The organism is Providencia sp. LY12, from assembly GCF_057621555.1.
The window spans coordinates 2,833,240-2,852,319 of record NZ_CM172594.1 but is presented as its reverse complement, the minus strand read 5'-3'; the positions used below and the strand labels follow the sequence as shown (position 1 = coordinate 2,852,319).

At 42.7% G+C, this 19,080-nt stretch carries 16 protein-coding genes; 3 read left to right on the top strand and 13 right to left on the bottom strand.

What is annotated here, in order from left to right:
- Window positions 1–22: 22 nt before the first annotated feature.
- The 4 genes from ACY3ZI_RS13535 to ACY3ZI_RS13520 all read right to left on the bottom strand — a co-directional run bounded on the left by ACY3ZI_RS13535 (window position 23) and on the right by ACY3ZI_RS13520 (window position 2,704).
- Window positions 23–1,090, bottom strand: a complete 1,068-nt coding sequence (locus tag ACY3ZI_RS13535) for a glycosyltransferase (protein ID WP_487375328.1) — start codon at window positions 1,088–1,090, stop codon at window positions 23–25.
- A gap of 104 nt (window positions 1,091–1,194) precedes the next feature.
- Window positions 1,195–1,485 (bottom strand): hypothetical protein, encoded by a 291-nt coding sequence (locus ACY3ZI_RS13530; protein ID WP_487375327.1) that lies wholly within the window; start codon window positions 1,483–1,485, stop codon window positions 1,195–1,197.
- On the bottom strand, window positions 1,482–1,727 hold the full coding sequence (locus ACY3ZI_RS13525) for a DinI-like family protein (protein ID WP_487375326.1): 246 nt from the start codon (window positions 1,725–1,727) through the stop codon (window positions 1,482–1,484). The genes ACY3ZI_RS13530 and ACY3ZI_RS13525 overlap by 4 nt, the downstream gene beginning before the upstream one ends.
- Window positions 1,728–2,254: 527 nt before the next feature.
- Window positions 2,255–2,704 (bottom strand): XRE family transcriptional regulator, encoded by a 450-nt coding sequence (locus tag ACY3ZI_RS13520; RefSeq protein WP_108478528.1) that lies wholly within the window; start codon window positions 2,702–2,704, stop codon window positions 2,255–2,257.
- A 191-nt stretch (window positions 2,705–2,895) separates the two neighbouring features.
- Between ACY3ZI_RS13520 and leuE the strand changes: the two genes are divergently transcribed.
- Both leuE and tadA read left to right on the top strand, forming a co-directional pair.
- Window positions 2,896–3,543: a leucine efflux protein LeuE gene (gene leuE / locus ACY3ZI_RS13515; RefSeq protein ID WP_036949445.1), complete on the top strand. Its 648-nt coding sequence runs from the start codon at window positions 2,896–2,898 to the stop codon at window positions 3,541–3,543.
- Between the two features lie 87 nt (window positions 3,544–3,630).
- The gene (gene tadA, locus ACY3ZI_RS13510; RefSeq protein ID WP_036949447.1) at window positions 3,631–4,143 is read left to right on the top strand and encodes a tRNA adenosine(34) deaminase TadA; all 513 of its coding nucleotides are present in this window, start codon (window positions 3,631–3,633) and stop codon (window positions 4,141–4,143) included.
- Here tadA and mltF read toward each other — a convergent pair.
- A complete protein-coding gene (gene mltF, locus ACY3ZI_RS13505) occupies window positions 4,140–5,798 on the bottom strand; it encodes a membrane-bound lytic murein transglycosylase MltF (protein ID WP_487375325.1) in 1,659 nt (552 codons plus the stop codon). The genes tadA and mltF overlap by 4 nt on opposite strands.
- A 268-nt stretch (window positions 5,799–6,066) precedes the next feature.
- On the opposite strand from mltF, the gene purL reads away from it, so the two are divergent.
- Window positions 6,067–9,954, top strand: coding sequence for a phosphoribosylformylglycinamidine synthase (gene purL / locus ACY3ZI_RS13500; protein ID WP_487375324.1), 3,888 nt, complete (start codon window positions 6,067–6,069; stop codon window positions 9,952–9,954).
- Between the two features lie 98 nt (window positions 9,955–10,052).
- On the opposite strand, the gene ACY3ZI_RS13495 is transcribed toward purL, so the two are convergent.
- From ACY3ZI_RS13495 to ACY3ZI_RS13460, 8 genes are all read right to left on the bottom strand, one after another.
- A complete protein-coding gene (locus ACY3ZI_RS13495; protein ID WP_211886170.1) occupies window positions 10,053–10,421 on the bottom strand; it encodes a type II toxin-antitoxin system PemK/MazF family toxin in 369 nt (122 codons plus the stop codon).
- Complete coding sequence (locus ACY3ZI_RS13490; protein ID WP_132495588.1) at window positions 10,421–10,684, bottom strand: AbrB/MazE/SpoVT family DNA-binding domain-containing protein; 264 nt, start codon at window positions 10,682–10,684, stop codon at window positions 10,421–10,423. The genes ACY3ZI_RS13495 and ACY3ZI_RS13490 overlap by 1 nt, the downstream gene beginning before the upstream one ends.
- 290 nt (window positions 10,685–10,974) lie before the next feature.
- A complete protein-coding gene (gene fbpC, locus ACY3ZI_RS13485) occupies window positions 10,975–12,015 on the bottom strand; it encodes a ferric ABC transporter ATP-binding protein (protein ID WP_132495586.1) in 1,041 nt (346 codons plus the stop codon).
- Window positions 12,016–12,031: 16 nt separating this feature from the next.
- Window positions 12,032–14,110 (bottom strand): ABC transporter permease, encoded by a 2,079-nt coding sequence (locus tag ACY3ZI_RS13480; protein WP_211886162.1) that lies wholly within the window; start codon window positions 14,108–14,110, stop codon window positions 12,032–12,034.
- A gap of 260 nt (window positions 14,111–14,370) precedes the next feature.
- Entirely contained in the window at window positions 14,371–15,402 is a 1,032-nt protein-coding gene (locus tag ACY3ZI_RS13475; protein WP_211886161.1) for an ABC transporter substrate-binding protein, read from the bottom strand.
- A gap of 27 nt (window positions 15,403–15,429) precedes the next feature.
- Window positions 15,430–16,755 (bottom strand): MFS transporter family glucose-6-phosphate receptor UhpC, encoded by a 1,326-nt coding sequence (gene uhpC, locus ACY3ZI_RS13470; RefSeq protein ID WP_487375323.1) that lies wholly within the window; start codon window positions 16,753–16,755, stop codon window positions 15,430–15,432.
- Window positions 16,756–16,861: 106 nt separating this feature from the next.
- Window positions 16,862–18,388, bottom strand: a complete 1,527-nt coding sequence (locus ACY3ZI_RS13465; RefSeq protein ID WP_187129381.1) for an MASE1 domain-containing sensor histidine kinase — start codon at window positions 18,386–18,388, stop codon at window positions 16,862–16,864.
- A 47-nt stretch (window positions 18,389–18,435) separates the two neighbouring features.
- Window positions 18,436–19,062: a response regulator transcription factor gene (locus ACY3ZI_RS13460; RefSeq protein WP_036949460.1), complete on the bottom strand. Its 627-nt coding sequence runs from the start codon at window positions 19,060–19,062 to the stop codon at window positions 18,436–18,438.
- Window positions 19,063–19,080: the final 18 nt, after the last annotated feature.

Genomic DNA, 19,080 nt, shown 5'->3' with positions numbered 1-19,080 from the left:
AAATTCAACACTAATTTATTTCTTATTTGAGTGCATCTTTAATGCTATTCATATAGTTATCTATATAAAACTTTTCGACCGACAATTTGATATCTGAGCTATTTGGTAAATTAGGATTGTCAGTAAGTGACTGTAATTTCTCAGTAAGAGAGATGACATCTCCACTTTGGTATAAATCCCCATTAATTGTGGGTGTTATTATGTCAGATGGTCCTGTTGGGCAATTTGAACTGATAACGTAAACACCATAGCTATTTGCTTCAGCAATCACCATTCCAAAACCTTCATAATTAGAAGTAATGACAAGCGAGGTAACTAATTTTATATTTTTTTCTATATATTGCCACGGATTGGTTTGCCAGCCATGCCAAACAACTTTGTCGTCGAAAGAGTATTCCTTTGAATATGCCTTTAACTTATTAATGTCACCATGTTCGCCTGAACCAATAATATGAAGCGTCCAATCACCTCGTAAGTTTGATAACGCCTTAAATAACTCGCTGACATTTTTTTGGCCATCGAACATAACGCGACCCACATAAATAAAGGATGCTTTTTCGGGGCGCGCAATAGTATTATCTTGTCGTTTTATTGGATTATAAATCGTGTAAATGTCATCTTCATTAACACCTTGCTTTATAAATTGCCTAGTTATTGCATCACAGATTGAAAGGTGTTTATCAGCTAAAAGTAAATACTTACCTTTATATGTATGTTTGATTGAAAAATGTGACCAAGAAAACAATGGAATATTAACAAATGAAAATCTCATCGCATATCGAGATATAAAACATCCAATAGGGTCATAGGCAATAACATAATCAGGTTTAGATTTCTTTAAAAATCGTCCAAACTTCAGTCCCATATGCAGTCTTTTTAGTTTTTTATTTTTGAAAATAGATGTAATTCTGCTATAACGCCTACCGCATAACCAGTCATCATTTACAACTGAGTTAGAGTTTAGTTCATTAAAGAAAGTAAATGAGATATCATATTTATCTTTGCTTAATTCATCGTATGTTGTTGTAAATACAGTTTCCATACCACCGAAACCCGAAACCTCTTTACCTACGATAAGAATTTTTTTCATGAAATATGCCCGTTTAACATCACTGCATGTGCCATTGTTTGTCGTTATGTTATCAAATGACGATATTCACGGAAAGAATAAAGCCGCATATTCGCGGCCTTTCATCACATTAGGTATTTTTTAGACTCAATTTTTTCTGTTTCTGAGTTACCGTAAAAATGCCGTTCCAGCTGGGTTAATAAATCTTTAGCAACACTCTCAGCCATAAAAGATTGTACTGGCTCTTTTTCTATGTTTTGCATTTCTCGTGTCTCTTCATTGAATCTAGGATCAGAAAAAACAAATTTCATGAATATAAAGCCGGGCGGGTTATCAATAGATACCTGTGCTTTCTCCAGTTTCGGAATGAATTCTGCGTTATCAGCTTCAAGCTCTACACATTCGTCATTTTTCATGCGGACACCCACGAATCATCCTGCCAAATCTCTTCCAAAATTTGACCTATCTCTTCTTTCTCATCATCTGTTTTAGTGCCGCTAATAGTTAGTGATTGTGATGAACTCATAGCGATACGCAAACTCAATGGACCGAACCGGTCACCAATCCTTTTTATAATTTGTTCCTGCAGGGCGTTACGAGTTTTGTCGTTTGGTTTTTGCTTTGATTCTTTATCAAAGAGAATTTCAATGCGTGGCATAATGTAACCTCTCATTTAACTGTTTATTTATACAGTATTTATATACAGTAAATTTTGAGATTGCAAGAGTAGAGGGCTAATTTTGTGTTACGAAAAAGAAGCTCACAGATAAGTAACACAAAAAATATGAAACACAGAAAGCAACACTTGATTTTATATTATTGATTTAAAATAGAAATATCGCCAATGATACACATATCGCAGTTAATGCATTTTTTAGTAATTAATAGTGCCATTTCAATTAGTTATATCAGATTTAAACCAGTAGTATACGTCTTCGAACGTCATTTTACACTGAAGTAAATCAATTAGACACTGAATTATGTGCGAGTGAACGGAGATGACCAACTAAAAAACAGTGATAAACAAGCAGAATAATTGAAAGTTCTAAGTATTATTTAAAGTGGATAGTTTGTAAATAAAGTCGAATTAATAATATAAAAAGGCTCTATTTATACAAATAGAATAAGAGCTTAATTTAAGCTCTTATGGAAGAAAGCAATTAATAGTTAATAGCAAATATTAAATTAATAATTAATTAAGTTATAGATATACCAGCTCTTAGTTTTATCAGATTGCGTATAGAAGCACAGTACACCATTAATGATAAAGAAGGTCGCTGATTTTATAGAGTCTTCAACGTTGAACTCCTCAGAATACATTAGCACGATGCTGGCATTATCAGCGATTTGATAAACATCGATAACTTTCTCATCGAGATTATAACCGTACAGATACTGTTTGTTCTGTGTTGGATCGTAGAAAGCTTGAATATTTTGCAGATAGGTTTTTAATTTACCTTTTTGTACGACAACGGTAGGTTCAATTTTGCCGGCATCTGTCATGTTATAGATCATGTAGGATTTATCTTTTGAATGCCCTAAGAAGTAATTTTTCTTAGCAGCGCTGAATGCAAGCGTTGTTGGGTAAAACTCTTCAAAGATACTTGATTGCACGGTTCTTCTAATAAAAGCCATGTTTATTCCTCTTATTTAAATTATGAAAACTTAAGTGCGGGTTAATCATATTTAATGAGAGAGATTTTAAAAATAATGTTAATTATTAGTTCGTTTTATATATTCAAATGATTTAAAAATTAATAAAAGTAGAATATTCACAATGGATCGCAACTGTGATAGTAATAAGAAAAAACAATTAGGAAGTGGTCATGTTTGAAAATCTAGGGGTATTGAATTTTTGGACTTACTTAGCGGGGTTGGTGCTTATCATCATTGTTCCCGGTCCAAACTCATTGTATGTATTAAAATCAAGTACTTCACATGGGACAAAAGCGGGATATCGCGCTGCAATCGGTGTTTTCACTGGCGATGCAATACTGATTTTTCTTTCATTCATTGGTGTTGCCTCGGTGATCAAAGCCTCTCCAACGCTGTTTACCATCGTAAGATACTTAGGGGCAGCTTATCTTTTGTACTTAGGGTGCAAAATCTTATATGCAACTTTTTGGCAGAAAAAATCGTTATCAGCAGGGGTTGAGCAGATTGAAGTAAGAAAAGAAAATTACTTCACTCGTGCGTTGGTACTTAGCTTAACGAATCCGAAAGCAATTTTGTTCTATATCTCGTTCTTTATTCAATTTATCGACTTCAATTATAGCCATGCTTGGGTGCCGTACATGGTATTAGCGGTTATCTTAGAGACGGTTAGCTTCTTGTATCTAAGCTTATTGATATTCAGTGGCTACTTGATAGCGCGCTTTTTACGGGAAAAGCAGATTTTGGCGAAATTGGGAAATTGCACTGTCGGTGCATTCTTTATGGGGTTCGCAGCAAAACTTGCCATTTTTAGTAATTAGTTGTTGATTAATATCAGATTCAATTTGCAGTCACTTTAACATTTCGTAATAATCAACTTTTCGAGTGTGGATGAATGAGAGGCTAGAGTGACGCAATTAGAAATCGACGAGTATTGGATGGCTCAAGCTCTTGAGCTAGCAAAAAAAGCTCAAGATGCAGGGGAAATTCCTGTCGGTGCGTTACTGGTCAAAGATAACCAACTCGTGGCAGAAGGCTGGAACCACTCCATTGAAAATCACGACCCTACCGCCCATGCCGAAATTATTACCTTACAAAAAGCGGGCACCGCACTACAGAATTATCGTTTATTAGACACAACGCTGTATGTCACTTTAGAACCTTGCATTATGTGTGCAGGGGCGATGATCCATAGCCGCATCGGTCGAGTGGTGTATGGCGCGAACGATTTTAAAACGGGGGCATGTGGCTCCTTCATTAATATCATGTCGCAGCCAGGTTTAAACCACTATGTTGAAGTGACAAGTGGTGTACTTGAAGAAACTTGCTCATCCATGCTCAGCGATTTTTTTAGAATGCGCAGAGCACAAATTAAAGAGCAGAGGCGTCAAGAAAAGCAGGCTCAAAATCCCGAAAGCTAGTCTTCAATTGATGTTTCCTTTTGTAGGGCTACGTTATTATCGGTGGAATTCGAACGCGTTGGTTTTGCCAAAATATATTTCCCTAGAGAGTCGTTTGGTGCACGAGTATTTTCCTTGGCATTAAACACACCGAGATTTGCTGACGCTTTGGGCGCGATCTCCACTTTTGCTGACACTACATCAGGCATCACATAAGATGAAAGCGGCGAGTTCTCATTTGGCACTACAACGTAAACGTGAGATTTCTTGGCAATTTCGAGTGTTTTCTGCTTTTTCTCCTGACTTTGCAAATAACCCGCTAAGCTTTGATGATAGCGACGAATATTTTCTACATAGCGATAAGCTTCGTGTCCTCGGGCATAACCATAAGTGAGTTGGGAATAATATTTTTGCTGAGTTAGCAAGGGTAAATTTGCTTTAACATCAAGCCAGCGGTCAGGATTACCGCCAAGTCTTTGCGTTAGTTTTCGCACATCCAGCATATGCCCATAACCCATATTATAGGCAGCAAGGGTAAACCAAATGCGATCATCTTCAGCGATAGAATCGGGTAAGCGTTTCATAATATAGGCTAAATACGCAGCCCCACCTTTAATGCTCCCCTCTGGATCTAACCTGTCTTCAATTCCCATAGTTGCAGCCGTTGGTTTGGTGAGCATCATGATCCCACGAACGCCAGTCGGTGAGGTTGCAAGAGGATTCCAGTGAGATTCTTGCCAAGCTATTGCAGCAAGTAATTTCCAATCGATGCTCTCAACGGTCTCAGCATATTTCTCAAAGAGAGGTTGATAATCCGGCAGTTTATTATTTATGGCGCTAATAAACGTTATGGTATCGAAATAATCGAAGGATTCCACATGGCTGAAATGCTTTTCAATCAAGCGAGCAAGAAGATCGTTCTGATTGCTGAGATTAAAAAAATCGAGCAGGGCGGCATCTAGGCTGTTGTCATGTTGGCGGCTTAAATACCATGTAATGGCATGGTCATCGCGCAAATCAAATGCCACGGCGACTTTAGGATGAATACGTTGCTGCAAAGAAACCGCAATAGAATCTTCAAGGGTGTAATCAATTTCACCTTCGGCCACCATTTCTAATAATTGACTTGGTGTATAGTTGCTGCTTTCTTCCCACTTAAGATTAGGATATTGCGCTGAAAGTGCTTTTAACGTGCTTGCATGAGTGCTCCCCGCGATAACCATTAATTTCCCTTTCAGGTCATTAAAGGTTTTTGGGCGCGTAGTGCCTTTACGGTAAACCAATTGCTGAGTAACACTCAAATAGCTTGGACCCGTTTTCATGGTTTCCAAACGGTCTTTATTATACAGCAGCCCCGCCACAGCGATGTCGGCATCGTCGTTATCGAGATCTTCGAAAATCTGTTCAATAGTCGGGCGAATAATAATTTTGAGTTTAATGCCTAGGTACGTGGCAAAGCCTTGAGCAAGCTCGTAGTCAAAGCCACGTAGCTGACGCTGCTCATCAATATAAATGAGTGGTGAACTTACTGCGCTAATACGTAACTCACCCCGAGAGATAATTTTGTCGATTTGGGTGTTTTGCGTATTAGACCATCGGACATTGAAGCCAATGATCATGGTGGCAAGTAAAGCGATGACCACGATAATAAAATAGTTAACTTTTAGGTTATTCAAATAATTATTTCTCGTGCAGGAACTGGTGTTGTGCGCTTAATAAAAACTGTTTAATCATGGTTATAAATCCAGTGGTTTCGTATTTTGCTCTAACAATGATGATCGGTGCAACTAATATTATCGTATTTAGCACATATTAATATTTAACTAATCGCTCTATTTTTAGTCACGCAAACGGTTTCGTATTGATGAACATTGCTCTATAATGGACTCCGGTTTCCCTGCTTTCGTGATCAGGGCTGGCGTTTAAAAGAGAGAATTTAAGACTATGGAAATTTTGCGTGGCTCACCGGCACTATCAGCATTTCGTATTACCCGCCTTTTGGCGCTGTTTGCTGAAAAACAGCTCCCAGTAACGGATATCTATGCTGAATATATGCATTTTGCTGAGCTATCAGCCCCATTAAGTGGCAGTGAGCAAGGTAAACTGAGTAGTTTATTAAAATATGGTCCTTCTCTGGCAGAGCATGAGCCATTTGGAAAACTGATTTTAGTCACCCCACGCCCAGGAACTATCTCTCCTTGGTCTTCTAAAGCAACGGATATCGCACATAACTGTGGCTTAACACAGGTTAAACGTATTGAGCGCGGCGTTGCCTACTATATTCAAGCCGATTCACTGACAAGCGAGCAGTGGGACTTAGTCATCAGTCTGTTACATGACCGTATGATGGAAACGGTTTTTGCCTCTTTTGAACAAGCCGAAGCGCTATTTGTTCAGCAGCAGCCTGCCCCAATGAAAGTGATTGATATTATCGCAGGCGGACGCCAAGCACTCGATACGGCTAACAAAGAGATGGGCTTAGCGTTAGCCGACGATGAAATTGATTATCTATTAGAGGCGTTCACAGGGTTAAAACGTAACCCAACGGATGTTGAGCTATATATGTTTGCGCAAGCAAACTCAGAACATTGCCGCCATAAAATTTTCAATGCGGATTGGATTATTGACGGGGAAACACAGCCAAAATCCCTGTTTAAAATGATCAAAAACACCTTTGAAAAAACGCCAGATCACGTCTTGTCTGCTTATAAAGATAATGCGGCAGTAATGGAAGGTTCCTCAGTAGGTCGTTTCTTCCCTGAGCCAGATGGACGTACTTATCGTTATCATCAAGAAGATGCACATATTTTGATGAAAGTGGAAACCCACAACCACCCAACGGCAATCTCTCCATGGCCGGGGGCTGCAACTGGTTCTGGTGGTGAAATTCGTGATGAAGGCGCAACAGGTCGCGGTGCAAAACCAAAAGCAGGTTTAGTGGGCTTCTCCGTTTCAAACTTACGTATTCCGGGTTTTGAACAACCTTGGGAAGAAGATTTCGGCAAGCCTGAACGTATTGTGACTGCACTCGATATTATGACGGAAGGTCCTTTAGGCGGGGCGGCATTTAACAACGAATTTGGGCGTCCCGCATTATTAGGTTATTTCCGTACCTATGAAGAGAAAGTGAATAGCCATAATGGTGAAGAATTACGTGGTTACCATAAGCCAATTATGTTAGCGGGTGGTATTGGTAACATCCGTGCGGATCACGTTCAAAAAGGTGAAATTACCGTTGGCGCTAAGCTCATCGTTTTGGGTGGCCCTTCGATGAATATCGGTTTAGGGGGCGGGGCTGCATCATCCATGACATCCGGTCAATCTGCGGCGGATCTTGATTTTGCTTCTGTTCAACGTGATAACGCCGAAATGGAGCGTCGTTGCCAAGAAGTGATCGACAAATGCTGGCAGCTAGGTGATAAAAACCCAATTCTGTTTATCCATGATGTTGGTGCGGGGGGATTATCCAACGCAATGCCTGAACTGGTGAGCGATGGCGGTCGTGGTGGGCGTTTTGAACTGCGTAAAATTCTTAATGATGAACCAGGAATGAGCCCATTGGAAGTGTGGTGTAACGAATCCCAAGAGCGCTATGTGATGGCGGTTGCTCCGGAACAACTGGCATTATTCACTGAAATTTGTGAGCGTGAACGCGCGCCGTTTGCTGTGATCGGTGAAGCAACGGAAGAGCGTCATTTAACTCTTAATGATGAGCATTTTGATAACCAACCAATCGATATGCCACTGGATGTGCTACTTGGCAAAACGCCGAAAATGTTGCGTGATGTGACAACACTGATAGCAGAGCCTGAATCACTGGATAGAACCGCCATCGATTTAACTGAAGCAGTTAAGCGCGTTCTGCATTTACCTGCTGTGGCAGAAAAAACCTTCTTAATCACTATCGGTGACCGCACTGTGACAGGAATGGTTGCTCGTGATCAAATGGTTGGCCCTTGGCAGATCCCAGTGGCTGACTGCGCGGTGACAACCGCAAGTTTGGATAGCTATTATGGTGAATCAATGTCTATTGGTGAAAGAACGCCAGTGGCTCTGTTGGATTTCTCCGCTTCTGCGCGTATGGCTGTGGGTGAAGCATTAACCAACTTAGCGTGCTCTTATGTACAAGATCTTAAGCGCGTGAAGCTGTCTGCTAACTGGATGTCTGCGGCGGGTCACCCAGGGGAAGACGCGGGTCTGTACGAAGCGGTTAAAGCGGTCGGTGAAGAGTTGTGTCCAGCATTAGGTCTGACTATCCCAGTGGGTAAAGACTCAATGTCAATGAAAACTCGCTGGCAGCAAAATGGTGAAGAGCGTGAAATGACGTCGCCATTATCATTGATTATCAGTGCATTTGGTCGCGTTGAAGATGTTCGTCTAACGGTTACACCAGAGCTGAAAACTACGGCAGATAACGGCTTGTTATTAATCGACCTTGGTCAAGGTCACAATGCGCTTGGTGGCTCTGCACTGGCGCAAGTTTATCGTCAATTAGGTAATAAAGCGCCAGATGTTCGTGACCCAGCGCTGTTGTTAGGCTTCTTTAATACCATTCAAAAACTGTTATCTGAACAAAAACTACTGGCATACCATGACCGTTCTGATGGTGGGTTGTTTGTCACGTTAGTGGAAATGGCATTTGCGGGTCATTGCGGTATTAACGTGGATATCAGTTCATTTGATGAAGACACCTTAGCGGCGCTGTTTAATGAAGAGTTGGGTGCAGTGATCCAAATCCAAGGTGCTGATCGCCAATACGTAGAGCAGTGTTTTGCCGATGCTGGCTTAGCTGGCTGTGTTCACTATCTGGGTTCTGCAACGCACGACGACGCGGTGATCATTAATAGCCGTGATACGGTAGTTTACAACGGTTCCCGTAGTGCTCTGCGTGAGTGCTGGGCTGAAACTACATGGCAGATGCAGCGTTTACGTGATAACGAAGAGTGCGCAGATCAAGAGCACGAAGCGAAGAAAGACAATCAAGATCCAGGTCTGAATGTGAAGCTGACTTACGATATCGCAGAGGATATTGCTGCTCCGTATATCGCGTCTGGTGTTCGTCCTAAAGTGGCTGTGCTGCGTGAGCAAGGGGTTAACTCCCACGTTGAAATGGCGGCGGCATGGGATCGTGCAGGCTTTGATGCTATCGACGTTCACATGAGTGATTTACTGGCGGGTAACTTGTCTCTTGAACAGTTCCAAGCGCTAGTGGCATGCGGTGGTTTCTCATACGGTGACGTATTAGGCGCGGGTGAAGGTTGGGCGAAGTCCATTCTGTTCAATAACCGTGTTCGTGATGAGTTTGCCTCCTTCTTCAACCGCCCAGACACTTTATCATTAGGTGTATGTAATGGTTGCCAGATGATGTCTAACTTGCATGACCTGATCCCTGGTGCTGAGTATTGGCCTCGCTTTGTACGTAACCGTTCAGAGCGCTTTGAAGCGCGCTTCAGCTTAGTGGAAATTGCAAACAGCCCATCATTACTGCTGCAAGATATGGCGGGTTCGCGTATGCCGATTGCGGTTTCTCACGGTGAAGGCCAAGTAGAAACTCGTGCACCTGCTCACTTAACTCAGTTAGAAAATAACGCGCTGGTGGCAATGCGTTTTGTGAATAACTACGGTCAAGTGACGGAGCAATACCCAGCGAACCCGAACGGTTCTGTGAATGGGATTACGGCAGTAACATCAATGGATGGTCGCGCGACTATTATGATGCCGCACCCTGAGCGTGTATTCCGTACGGTAAGCAACTCTTGGCACCCAGAAAACTGGGGTGAAGATAGTCCATGGATGCGCATTTTCCGTAATGCACGTAAGCAATTAGGCTGAGATTAAAACGTCTGTTTTAATTTAGAGCTAAAAACAAAACACCCTATAAGTCGCTTGATTTATAGGGTGTTTTTTGTTTCATCAAAAATGGTAAAGATTCAAATTTGAGGGTCAATGATATCAATAATATTACTGAGAACTTCTTCGAAAATATCTTCATTTAGGGTTGCTGAGTAGGTGGCTTTTCTGGCGATTAAATCCAACGAGCGAAGTTGATAACATAAGATACAGCCAGTAATGTTCCCCGTGTCTGTACTTGAACCATCTAAGTAAACAGTGACATTTTGAGTTCTGGCACGGCTCCCTCCACTTGTAATAGGAACGCAAATTGACGTACCAAGTGCGGTGTTGATTTGTGAATCTGTAATCACTAAATAGTAGTGGGGCCCCTTGAATTCCTTACCTGCGACTGGATCACCATTAATGTGCCAAATCTGGCCTTTGTGGGGCCTTTTCACGTTTACCATTAAATAACCTCATTTCCCTCTGGGTCAGAATCATCGACTTCACTGTTTAATAACTTAATCTCTTCTTTATCAATACCGGATAGTAGCTCATTAATAGATTTTCTTCCTCTAGCCACGCGTTTTACCGGTTTTATGCAAATGGATTCTCCTACAGCATCAATATTTAATTTCATACCGACAACCCATCCTGCCATATTGGCGACTTCAATTGGGATAGTTAAAACAACAGCTCCGCCTTGCTGCCTTAATTTGGTTGTTGACATATAAGCCTCGCATATCTATTAGGTGTAACTTAGTCACACTATAGCAAAGAGTGATACAAAGTCACACTAAATCGTCGTTTTTTTATTCTGTGTTAGTGACGAAAATAGCAAGTATCGCCATTTTTTATCATACATGTGAGCAATTAGGCTGAGATTAAAACACCTGTTTTAATTTAAAGTTAAAAACTAAACACCCTATAGGTCGCCTGATTTATAGGGTGTTTTTTTATCTGTTATCCATAAAAAACCGCCCAATCGGGCGGTTGAGATATATCTAAAACAGAAAATCTTTATTCTAAAATAAACATCCCGTATGGGTGGATTTGCAGGTAAAGATCTTCACCTACAGACGGTTGCAATTGAGTTGCGTTGATCTGCAATAGCATTGATTGACCATGCCAATCTACTGTGACCTCATATTGCGGCCCCATATAAGCCACATGAGTGATGGTACAGCGTTGGCTATCTTCACCTTGTTTGCTTAATGTGATGGCTTCAGGGCGAACGCCGACAGTGACTTGGGTTTTATCTGTTGCAAACAGCGCAGGGCGCGGTAAACGGTAATTAAAGATATCCACGGAATCGCTGCTGAGTGTAGCAGGGAAAATGTTCGCATCACCCATAAAGCTCGCCATAAACTTGGAAGCAGGTTGGCGGTACAGTTCTTGAGGTGAACCTAACTGCATGATTTTACCTTTGTTCATTACCAGAACCATATCCGAAACCGCAAAAGCTTCACTCTGGTCGTGGGTCACGTACAGTGAGGTAATATTAAATTGCTGTTGCAGTTCACGGATTTTTTCACGCATGCTACGGCGTAAGTTAGCATCCAAGTTACTTAATGGCTCATCAAATAACAGTACCTTTGGTTTTAAAATCAAGGCACGTGCTAGTGCAACACGCTGCTGCTGTCCACCGGAAATTTGGTCAACGAAACGGTCTGCAAAGCCCGCTAAGTCCACCAGTTCCAGCGCTTCTTCTACACGTTTTTTTATTTCAGCCTTTGGCAAGCCAAGCATTTTCAATCCATATCCCACGTTATCCCCTAACGACATATGCGGGAAGAGGGCATAGGATTGGAATACCATACAAATATCGCGCTGTTGAATAGAGCGGTCGGTGACATCTTCGCCATCGATAAACATACGCCCTTCAGTAGGCTTTTCTAAACCTGCGACTAAGCGCAGTACAGTGGTTTTACCACAACCAGATGGTCCTAATAGGGTGACCATGCTCCCTTGTGGGATAGAAAGGCTTAAATCGTCAATGACCGTATTGTCGCCAAAGCGCTTAGTTATATTTTTTAATTCAACGAAACTTTTCTGTGTCATGTCAGTGACTCCATGATTACTGTGCATTTTTGGCTTTGGAACGTGAAACACGGGCTTCGCCAATTAAATAGTCAAATAAGAAGATAATCGCGAGCATGACCACGATCAGAATAGAACCGTAAGCAATCGCCACACCGTATTCACCATCTTCAACACGGTTCAAGATATACGCTGTCGCAACGCGGGTATCTGGCGTAACCAAGAACACAATAGCGCTTACGGTGGTGATAGCACGGACAAAGCTGTAGATCAGCGCCGATAAAATTGCTGGGCGTAACAATGGCAGCAGGATGTGGAAAATTGTCCGCATTGAACCTGCACGCAAGCTGAGGGAAGCCTCATCTAACGATTTGTCAATTTGCCCTAATCCTGCGATACCCGCACGAATACCCACTGGTACGTTACGCATGGTCATGGAGATAATCACAATCGCCGCGGTACCGGTTAAATAGAACGGTGTATCGTTAAAGGCGAGGATGTAAGAAACCCCAGCCACAGTACCTGGTACGGCAAAGCACAACATAGTGGTAAATTCGATGGTTTTTTTACCACGGAAATCTTGGCGAACCACAATATACGCGATAAGCAGACCTAAAATCGCCGTGATTGGTGCAGCGATACCCGCATATAACAGGGTGTCTAACAGTGACGGCCATGCACCATCATCAAAACCTTGACCAAACAGTTTGATAAAGTTGTCCAGTGTTAAGGTGTAGTCCACGCCCCAGTTCACTGTGAAGCTTCCGTAGAAGATGCTGCCGTACAGTAAGACGTTAAACGCGACCCAAATACCGAGAATTGTTGTCACTGTTGCGACAAGAGAAACGGGCAGCGGTTGAACATCGCCACGATATGATTTACCGGAAACGGTGACGTAAGAACGTTTACCAATCCACATGTATTGCACACAGAAAACCAGCAATGAGAAGACAAGTAAGGATGCACCTAACGTACTGGCCGCTTGGTAATCAAGCTGGGAACCGGTGATATAGAAATAGATTTGTGTCGCCAGAACGTCGAAGTTACCCCCTAATACTAATGGGTTACTGAAGTCAGCAAGGGATTGCACAATCACGATTAAGAAGGCGTTCGCCAGTGCCGGTTTCAACAGTGGCATAAACACGTTGAAGAATGTCTGGTAGCGGTTAGCGCGTAAGGTGTATGACGCTTCTTCCAGTGATGGATGGATAGTTTTAATCGCACCATCAAGGATCATAAAGGACATCGGGGTGAACGCGAGAACCTGCGCTAACCAAATACCGGTAAAGCCATATAGCCAGTTAGTATTTTCTAGCCCCATATAGGTAGCTAGAAACTCAGTAATATAGCCTGAGCGACCCATCATTAAGGTGACGCCTAAACCGACAACAAACGGCGGGGTCACAATCGGTAAAATCGAGAATACGCGACCAATAATCGCGGAGCGCTTAGCAATTCGAGTGGTGTAAATCGCCAGGATTAAACCAAAGAAGGTACACCCAACACCCACTGCTAGTGAGAGGAATATGGAGTTGATGATGACCTGAACAATATGCGACTGGGTTAAAATAGCCACAAATGCAAATGGTGCAAAATCTCCGTTCCCGTCAGTAAACATCGGAATAAAAATTGCCACACTGGGAAAGACGATAAATAGCGCAATCAGTGCGACGACGGTGATAAGGGAGCCAATAACAAATTGGTCGCCACCCAGCCACTCTAATCGAGTCAGGGCGTGGGTCATTATCATTCCAAGGGCGATAAATAAGGTGATGGCGGAATAGCCTAATCCCTTACCCTCTAAATAAGCAGTAATAATCACGAGAACTGCCGTGATAGCGGCAACCGCGATATCAAGATAGTGGCGGGATTTTTGATTACGATCGGCTGGCGTGATTGGTCTTAACAGTAAAATAGAAGGCAGTAAATACCATAGCCAACTAATATTGACACTGCTCCAGCCGTACGCAGCTAAGATCTCATCTTGGGTTGAGTCGAATAAGCCGTAGTCGAGGCTCCATGAGGGTAGCAGAGCGAAGCCCAGCCACGCTATCAGAATCCAAAGGAAGATGCTGTCCTTTTTCTTCGAGGCTGTGAGGGTTAAGGTCTGAGGCATTGTTTTTCCCCTAAGTTTATTATTATTGAGTTAATTAATCATTGGGTTAATGGAATGATTTATAACGAAAATAATTTTAAACTTAATTAATATTATCGTTCTAATGAGTGAGCCAAGCTGGAGCCGTCTGCGTGGTGCAGACACTCTTTTATTTGGCATCATTTTTTATAGTAAGTAGCTAATACACTAAATCGCGAAGCTCGCGAGTCGTACGTGAGTCAATCAGGTAAAGTGCGGCGACAGGCGCCGCACCCAACATCTTATTTACTCATTTTAACTTCAGTAACCCACTTGTTGATCAGATTCTTACGGACTTCAGCGTCACCGTATTTATCCATATCGTAGTTGATTAAGTTTAAGTCTTTGAGTTTCAGAGACAGTGGAGAAGATTCTGCGGTGGTGTTAGTCAGGATTTGGTAAGACTGACCTTGTTTCCAGCTCAGCTCTTGGGCTTCTTTAGACAGAACGAAATCTACGAACAGTTTTGCGTTGTCCATGTTACGTGCGTTTTTCAGAATACTGATCCCGCCGATTTCATAGCCTGTCCCTTCGCATGGCGCGATTAACTCTAATGGTGCACCATTTTCAACTTCTAAAGAGTAGTCATGCAGGAAGCCGATACCGATAGCAGATTCGCCACGAGCCGCGTTACGTGCTGGGGCAATACCTGATTTGGTGTATTGGGAGATGTTAGCGTTCAGTTTTTTCAGGTAATCAAAAGCTTGCTCGTTACCCCACAGTTGGTCAAAGGTTGCCAACGCAGTGTAAGCAGTCCCTGAACTTTGTGGATCCGCGATTTGAATTTCGCCTTTATATTCAGGCTTAGTCAGATCTTTCCAGCAAGTAGGAATTGGTAAGCCTTTCTCTTTTAAGCGATCTTTATTCACACCAAAACCTAAGATACCGATGTAAACCGCAGAAGAGTAGTTACCTTTGCGTTTAGCTGGATCTTGGAATTGCGGCATGATTTGAGACAGGTTAGGGGATTTGTACGGCTCTAGCAGATCCATTTCACCAGCTTGTGAATGTGGATCTAAGGTTCCGCCATACCAAACGTCTGCTTGTGGGTTACGTTTTTCAGCTTCTATTTTTGCTAAAGTACTGCCTGAACCGTTGCGAACGAACGTGGTTTTAACGTCGTATTTCTTGGCGAATGCTTGCGTTTCCGCTTCACACATCGCGTTGGTGGCACTACAGTAAACCACTAAACGGCCAGCTGCGTTTGCAGTGGTCGTAATAGCGGCAAGGGATAAACCTGCTGCAACTAGTGTAGAGAGAGTCTTAAGTTTCATTGTCAGTCCTTTATTCACGTTTTCGGATTAACTATTATTATGTGTCGGTGAAACTGCACCGGCTAAATGCTCTCTTTTACTGACATTGGCAATTAAAAGAGGCATCAGTAGTAGCCCCATCAAAGCAGCTGCACTGGCAAGTAAGGTAAACATCCCTGACCAACCATAATTGGCAATCACTTGAGAGAGCGGCCATCCTGCGATTGCAGCCCCTAGATAAGCGTACAATCCAAGATAACCAGTTACCGTTCCAGCTGCCTTTTTATGACAATATTCTGTAGCAGCTAGACCGACTAACATCTGTGGTCCAAATACAAAGAAACCGTTGGCTAAGAAGCATGCAGCTAATAGCCCGTAGTGATGAATTGGAATTAACCATAGGGCATTCACAGAAATGAATAGACCTAAGGAAAACAGCAAAATCATCGGTGCTCGTTGTCCTCGAAACAGGAGGTCGGAACCCCAACCTGCGCACAATGCACCTAATAAACCACCTAATTCAAACAGAGCTAACGTGGCATTGGCACTTAATAAATTGCTTCCGTGTGTTTCGGTTAGCCATAAATTTCCCCAATCGTTTATCCCAATACGGATGAGATAAACCAAAATGTAGGTGAAACCGAGCAGCCAAATCATTGGGTTAAACACAATAGTTTGTTTTAAAATCACCCACATGGATTGCGGGGGAGAAAGCTGCTCTTGGCGTAACTCTAATGCATCATGTCGCCACTGCCCCACGGTGGGTAAATGTTCTTCTTTGGGCGTACCCCGAAGCTGGCGACATAGCCATAATCCTAAAATAACCCCAATAATTCCGGGAACGATCAGCGCTATTTGCCAACTGTAATGGGTCGCCAACAGCGCCGTTAACAGCGGTAGCGCCATTCCCCCGAGATTGATGGAGATATTCCACAGTCCCCACCAAAAGCCCCGCTCATTACGTGAGTACCAATGAGTGAGAATACGCGCACAGGGCGGCCAACCCCAGCCTTGGAAAAATCCGTTTAACGTCCAAACGATTAACAGTGCAGGGAACGATAAACAGTAGGCAAAAATGATATTGAGGATCCCTGTCATTACGAGACCAACCCCCATAAACCAACGGTAGCCTGTAATGTCATGGAAAATACCGGATATAAACTTGGATAGACCATACGCAAGGTAAAATGCTGAGGCGATCCAACCAATATCACTTTTGTCTAAAAACAATTCTGCCTGCATAACGGGCATCACAAAATTAAAGCTTTTACGGGTAAGGTAAAAAGCGGCATAACCGATGATCATGGAAAACATCAGGCGGCGACGCCAGAAACGGTAATTGTTATCCAGATCCAGTTTGCTTGTACCCGTCATGATTGTGTTTCTCCCGTTTGGCAGAATGTAATGAAGTTTTTAAATAAAAGGATGAGATAAGGTATTAGGAGGCTAAGAATTATTCCTAGTTTTTCACTATTTCATTTCAAAATGTGGGCAAGTTAACAATTATTTTGGTACCACTTTGGGTTGTTAGCGTCCAGTCGCCACCTAAGGCTCTGACTCGCTCCTCAATTCCACGCAAACCAAAGCCTGATGTGCGTTTGCTAAAAGGAATGCCCACGCCATTATCATCAACAATTAGCTGTATCGAGTCACCTTGTTGATTTAGTGAGATGTGGATTTTTGTGGCTTTGGCGTGCTTACTGATATTGTTCAGTAGCTCTTGAACCAAACGGTAAAGGGTGAATAACACCGTTTCATTGGCTGGAGTTTCAGTTAATCCGTAATGAAAGTCACATTGAATATTATTTTCCTTGAAAGCAAATTCACCGATTAAATGGGTGAGTGCGTTTTCGAGGGACATTTCATCGAGCACGGGCGGACGTAATTGGCGCAATAGATGGCGGGTGGCTTGGTGGATCTGTAGTGCCAATTCGTTGATTTGGCTAGCGGCGTTATAGCTTAAATCGTTAGCCGCGGTTTTCTTCACCAGCATCGATTGGATTTGGATTGCGGTAATATTTTGTCCAATTTCATCATGAAGTTCACGGGCGATATCTTTCTTCACATCTTCTTCGGTGTGCACTAATTGGCGCATCAAGTCTCGGCGGGCGTGAAGCTCTTCTTCTAATCGCTGGCGGTAGCGTTGTAAGTTACTTGAGAGTTGCTTTTGGCGGCTGATAGCGATACCTAATCCAATACCAATCAACGCTTGAGAGCTTAAAAAGAGCTGTAGTTCTTGGAGATCATCAAAGGCACCTTGGAACTGTCTTGCGAAGGTGATGATTAAGCTTCCAAGTAATGCGGATAACACGCCGCCTTGCCAGCCATAACGATATGCCATGAAAATATTGGGAATAAAGACCAACAAAACAATCAGTTGCTCAATTTCTGGGGCAAAGAAAATTTGAGCACTTAAGCCGACGAGGCAGAAGAGAAAACACCAAATAATCAATGAAGTACGTAATTGCTTATCCGTGGTTCCGTAGTCGAGCAGCATATGATAGTGCTGCTCGTGCAAGTATTCATAGATAAGATAAACAAAGGGGGAGAGGAGAATTCCGCCTGTAAATGTCGTTAAGAATAATTGGCTAATGGAATATTGAGATAACAGCCCAAACAGCAAGGCATTGAGTATGCTGTTGGCGGCGACGCCTGCCAATAACAAAATAAGTCGTTGCCAATAAAGTGTATATCGCCACCAAATATTTTGGATGACCATCGCAACCAGCAGGCTCAATATTGGGGATAACAGCAAGATAGGTTGAGTGAGTAATTGTTCTTCTGCAAGCCAGTAGGTCAGCAGGCCTTCAGCGAGTAAAACGGTTGGCCAGTAGCGTCGCCATAATAAGATCATCAAGGTGAGTCGTAAGGCTTGTGGTAGAAATAGAGTGGCTTGGAAGCTATTTTGGCTAAGATAAAAGCCGATGATCCATAATCCCACCCAAATCAGTGAGTAGGTAAATAATAGGAATAGAGACTGTAATCCTAAACGAGCCGCTTTGTTCATTACTATTTACCTTGTTAGGGCGTTACCTTACTGGAAAGAAAGTCTGTCTATCGAGAAATGATGTTATGTTCTAAGGCATAGTGCACTAAATCAATGGTGTTTTCGCATTGTAATTTCCCGAGAACATTCGCGCGATGTACATGCACTGTTTTATGGCTGAGGTTTAATTGTTCCGCAATGACTTTCACACTGAGACCTGCTACCAGTAAATCAAAGACTTCACGCTCACGGTTAGTAAGCTCTTGAACACCTTGTTTTTGCTGCGGTGTTTGGCGTAAGGCTCGCATTGCATCAGCGCACAGGTAGCATCCACCTTGGTAAACAGAGCGTACCGCCTGAACTAATTCTTCAGGTCCGCAGCATTTGGTGAGATAGGCGCTGGCACCGGCATCGAGCGCACTTTGTACGAAAGCAGGAGTGTCATAGATGCTTAAAATAATGGTACGAAAGTCGGGCTTTTTTTTACGTAAACGGGTTAGCAGTTGTAAACCGCTCTCATCTGGCATTGAAATATCCATAATTGCCACGTCAATATCGAGGCTAATTAGGTGCGGCCATGCTTCTTGCGCACTCGCATATTGCCCCACAATACTAATGTCAGGTTCTAACGTCAGTAATTGGGCAAATCCGGAGCGAACAACAATATGGTCATCAATAAGGGCTATTTTTATCATTGTAATGTCAAGAGTAAG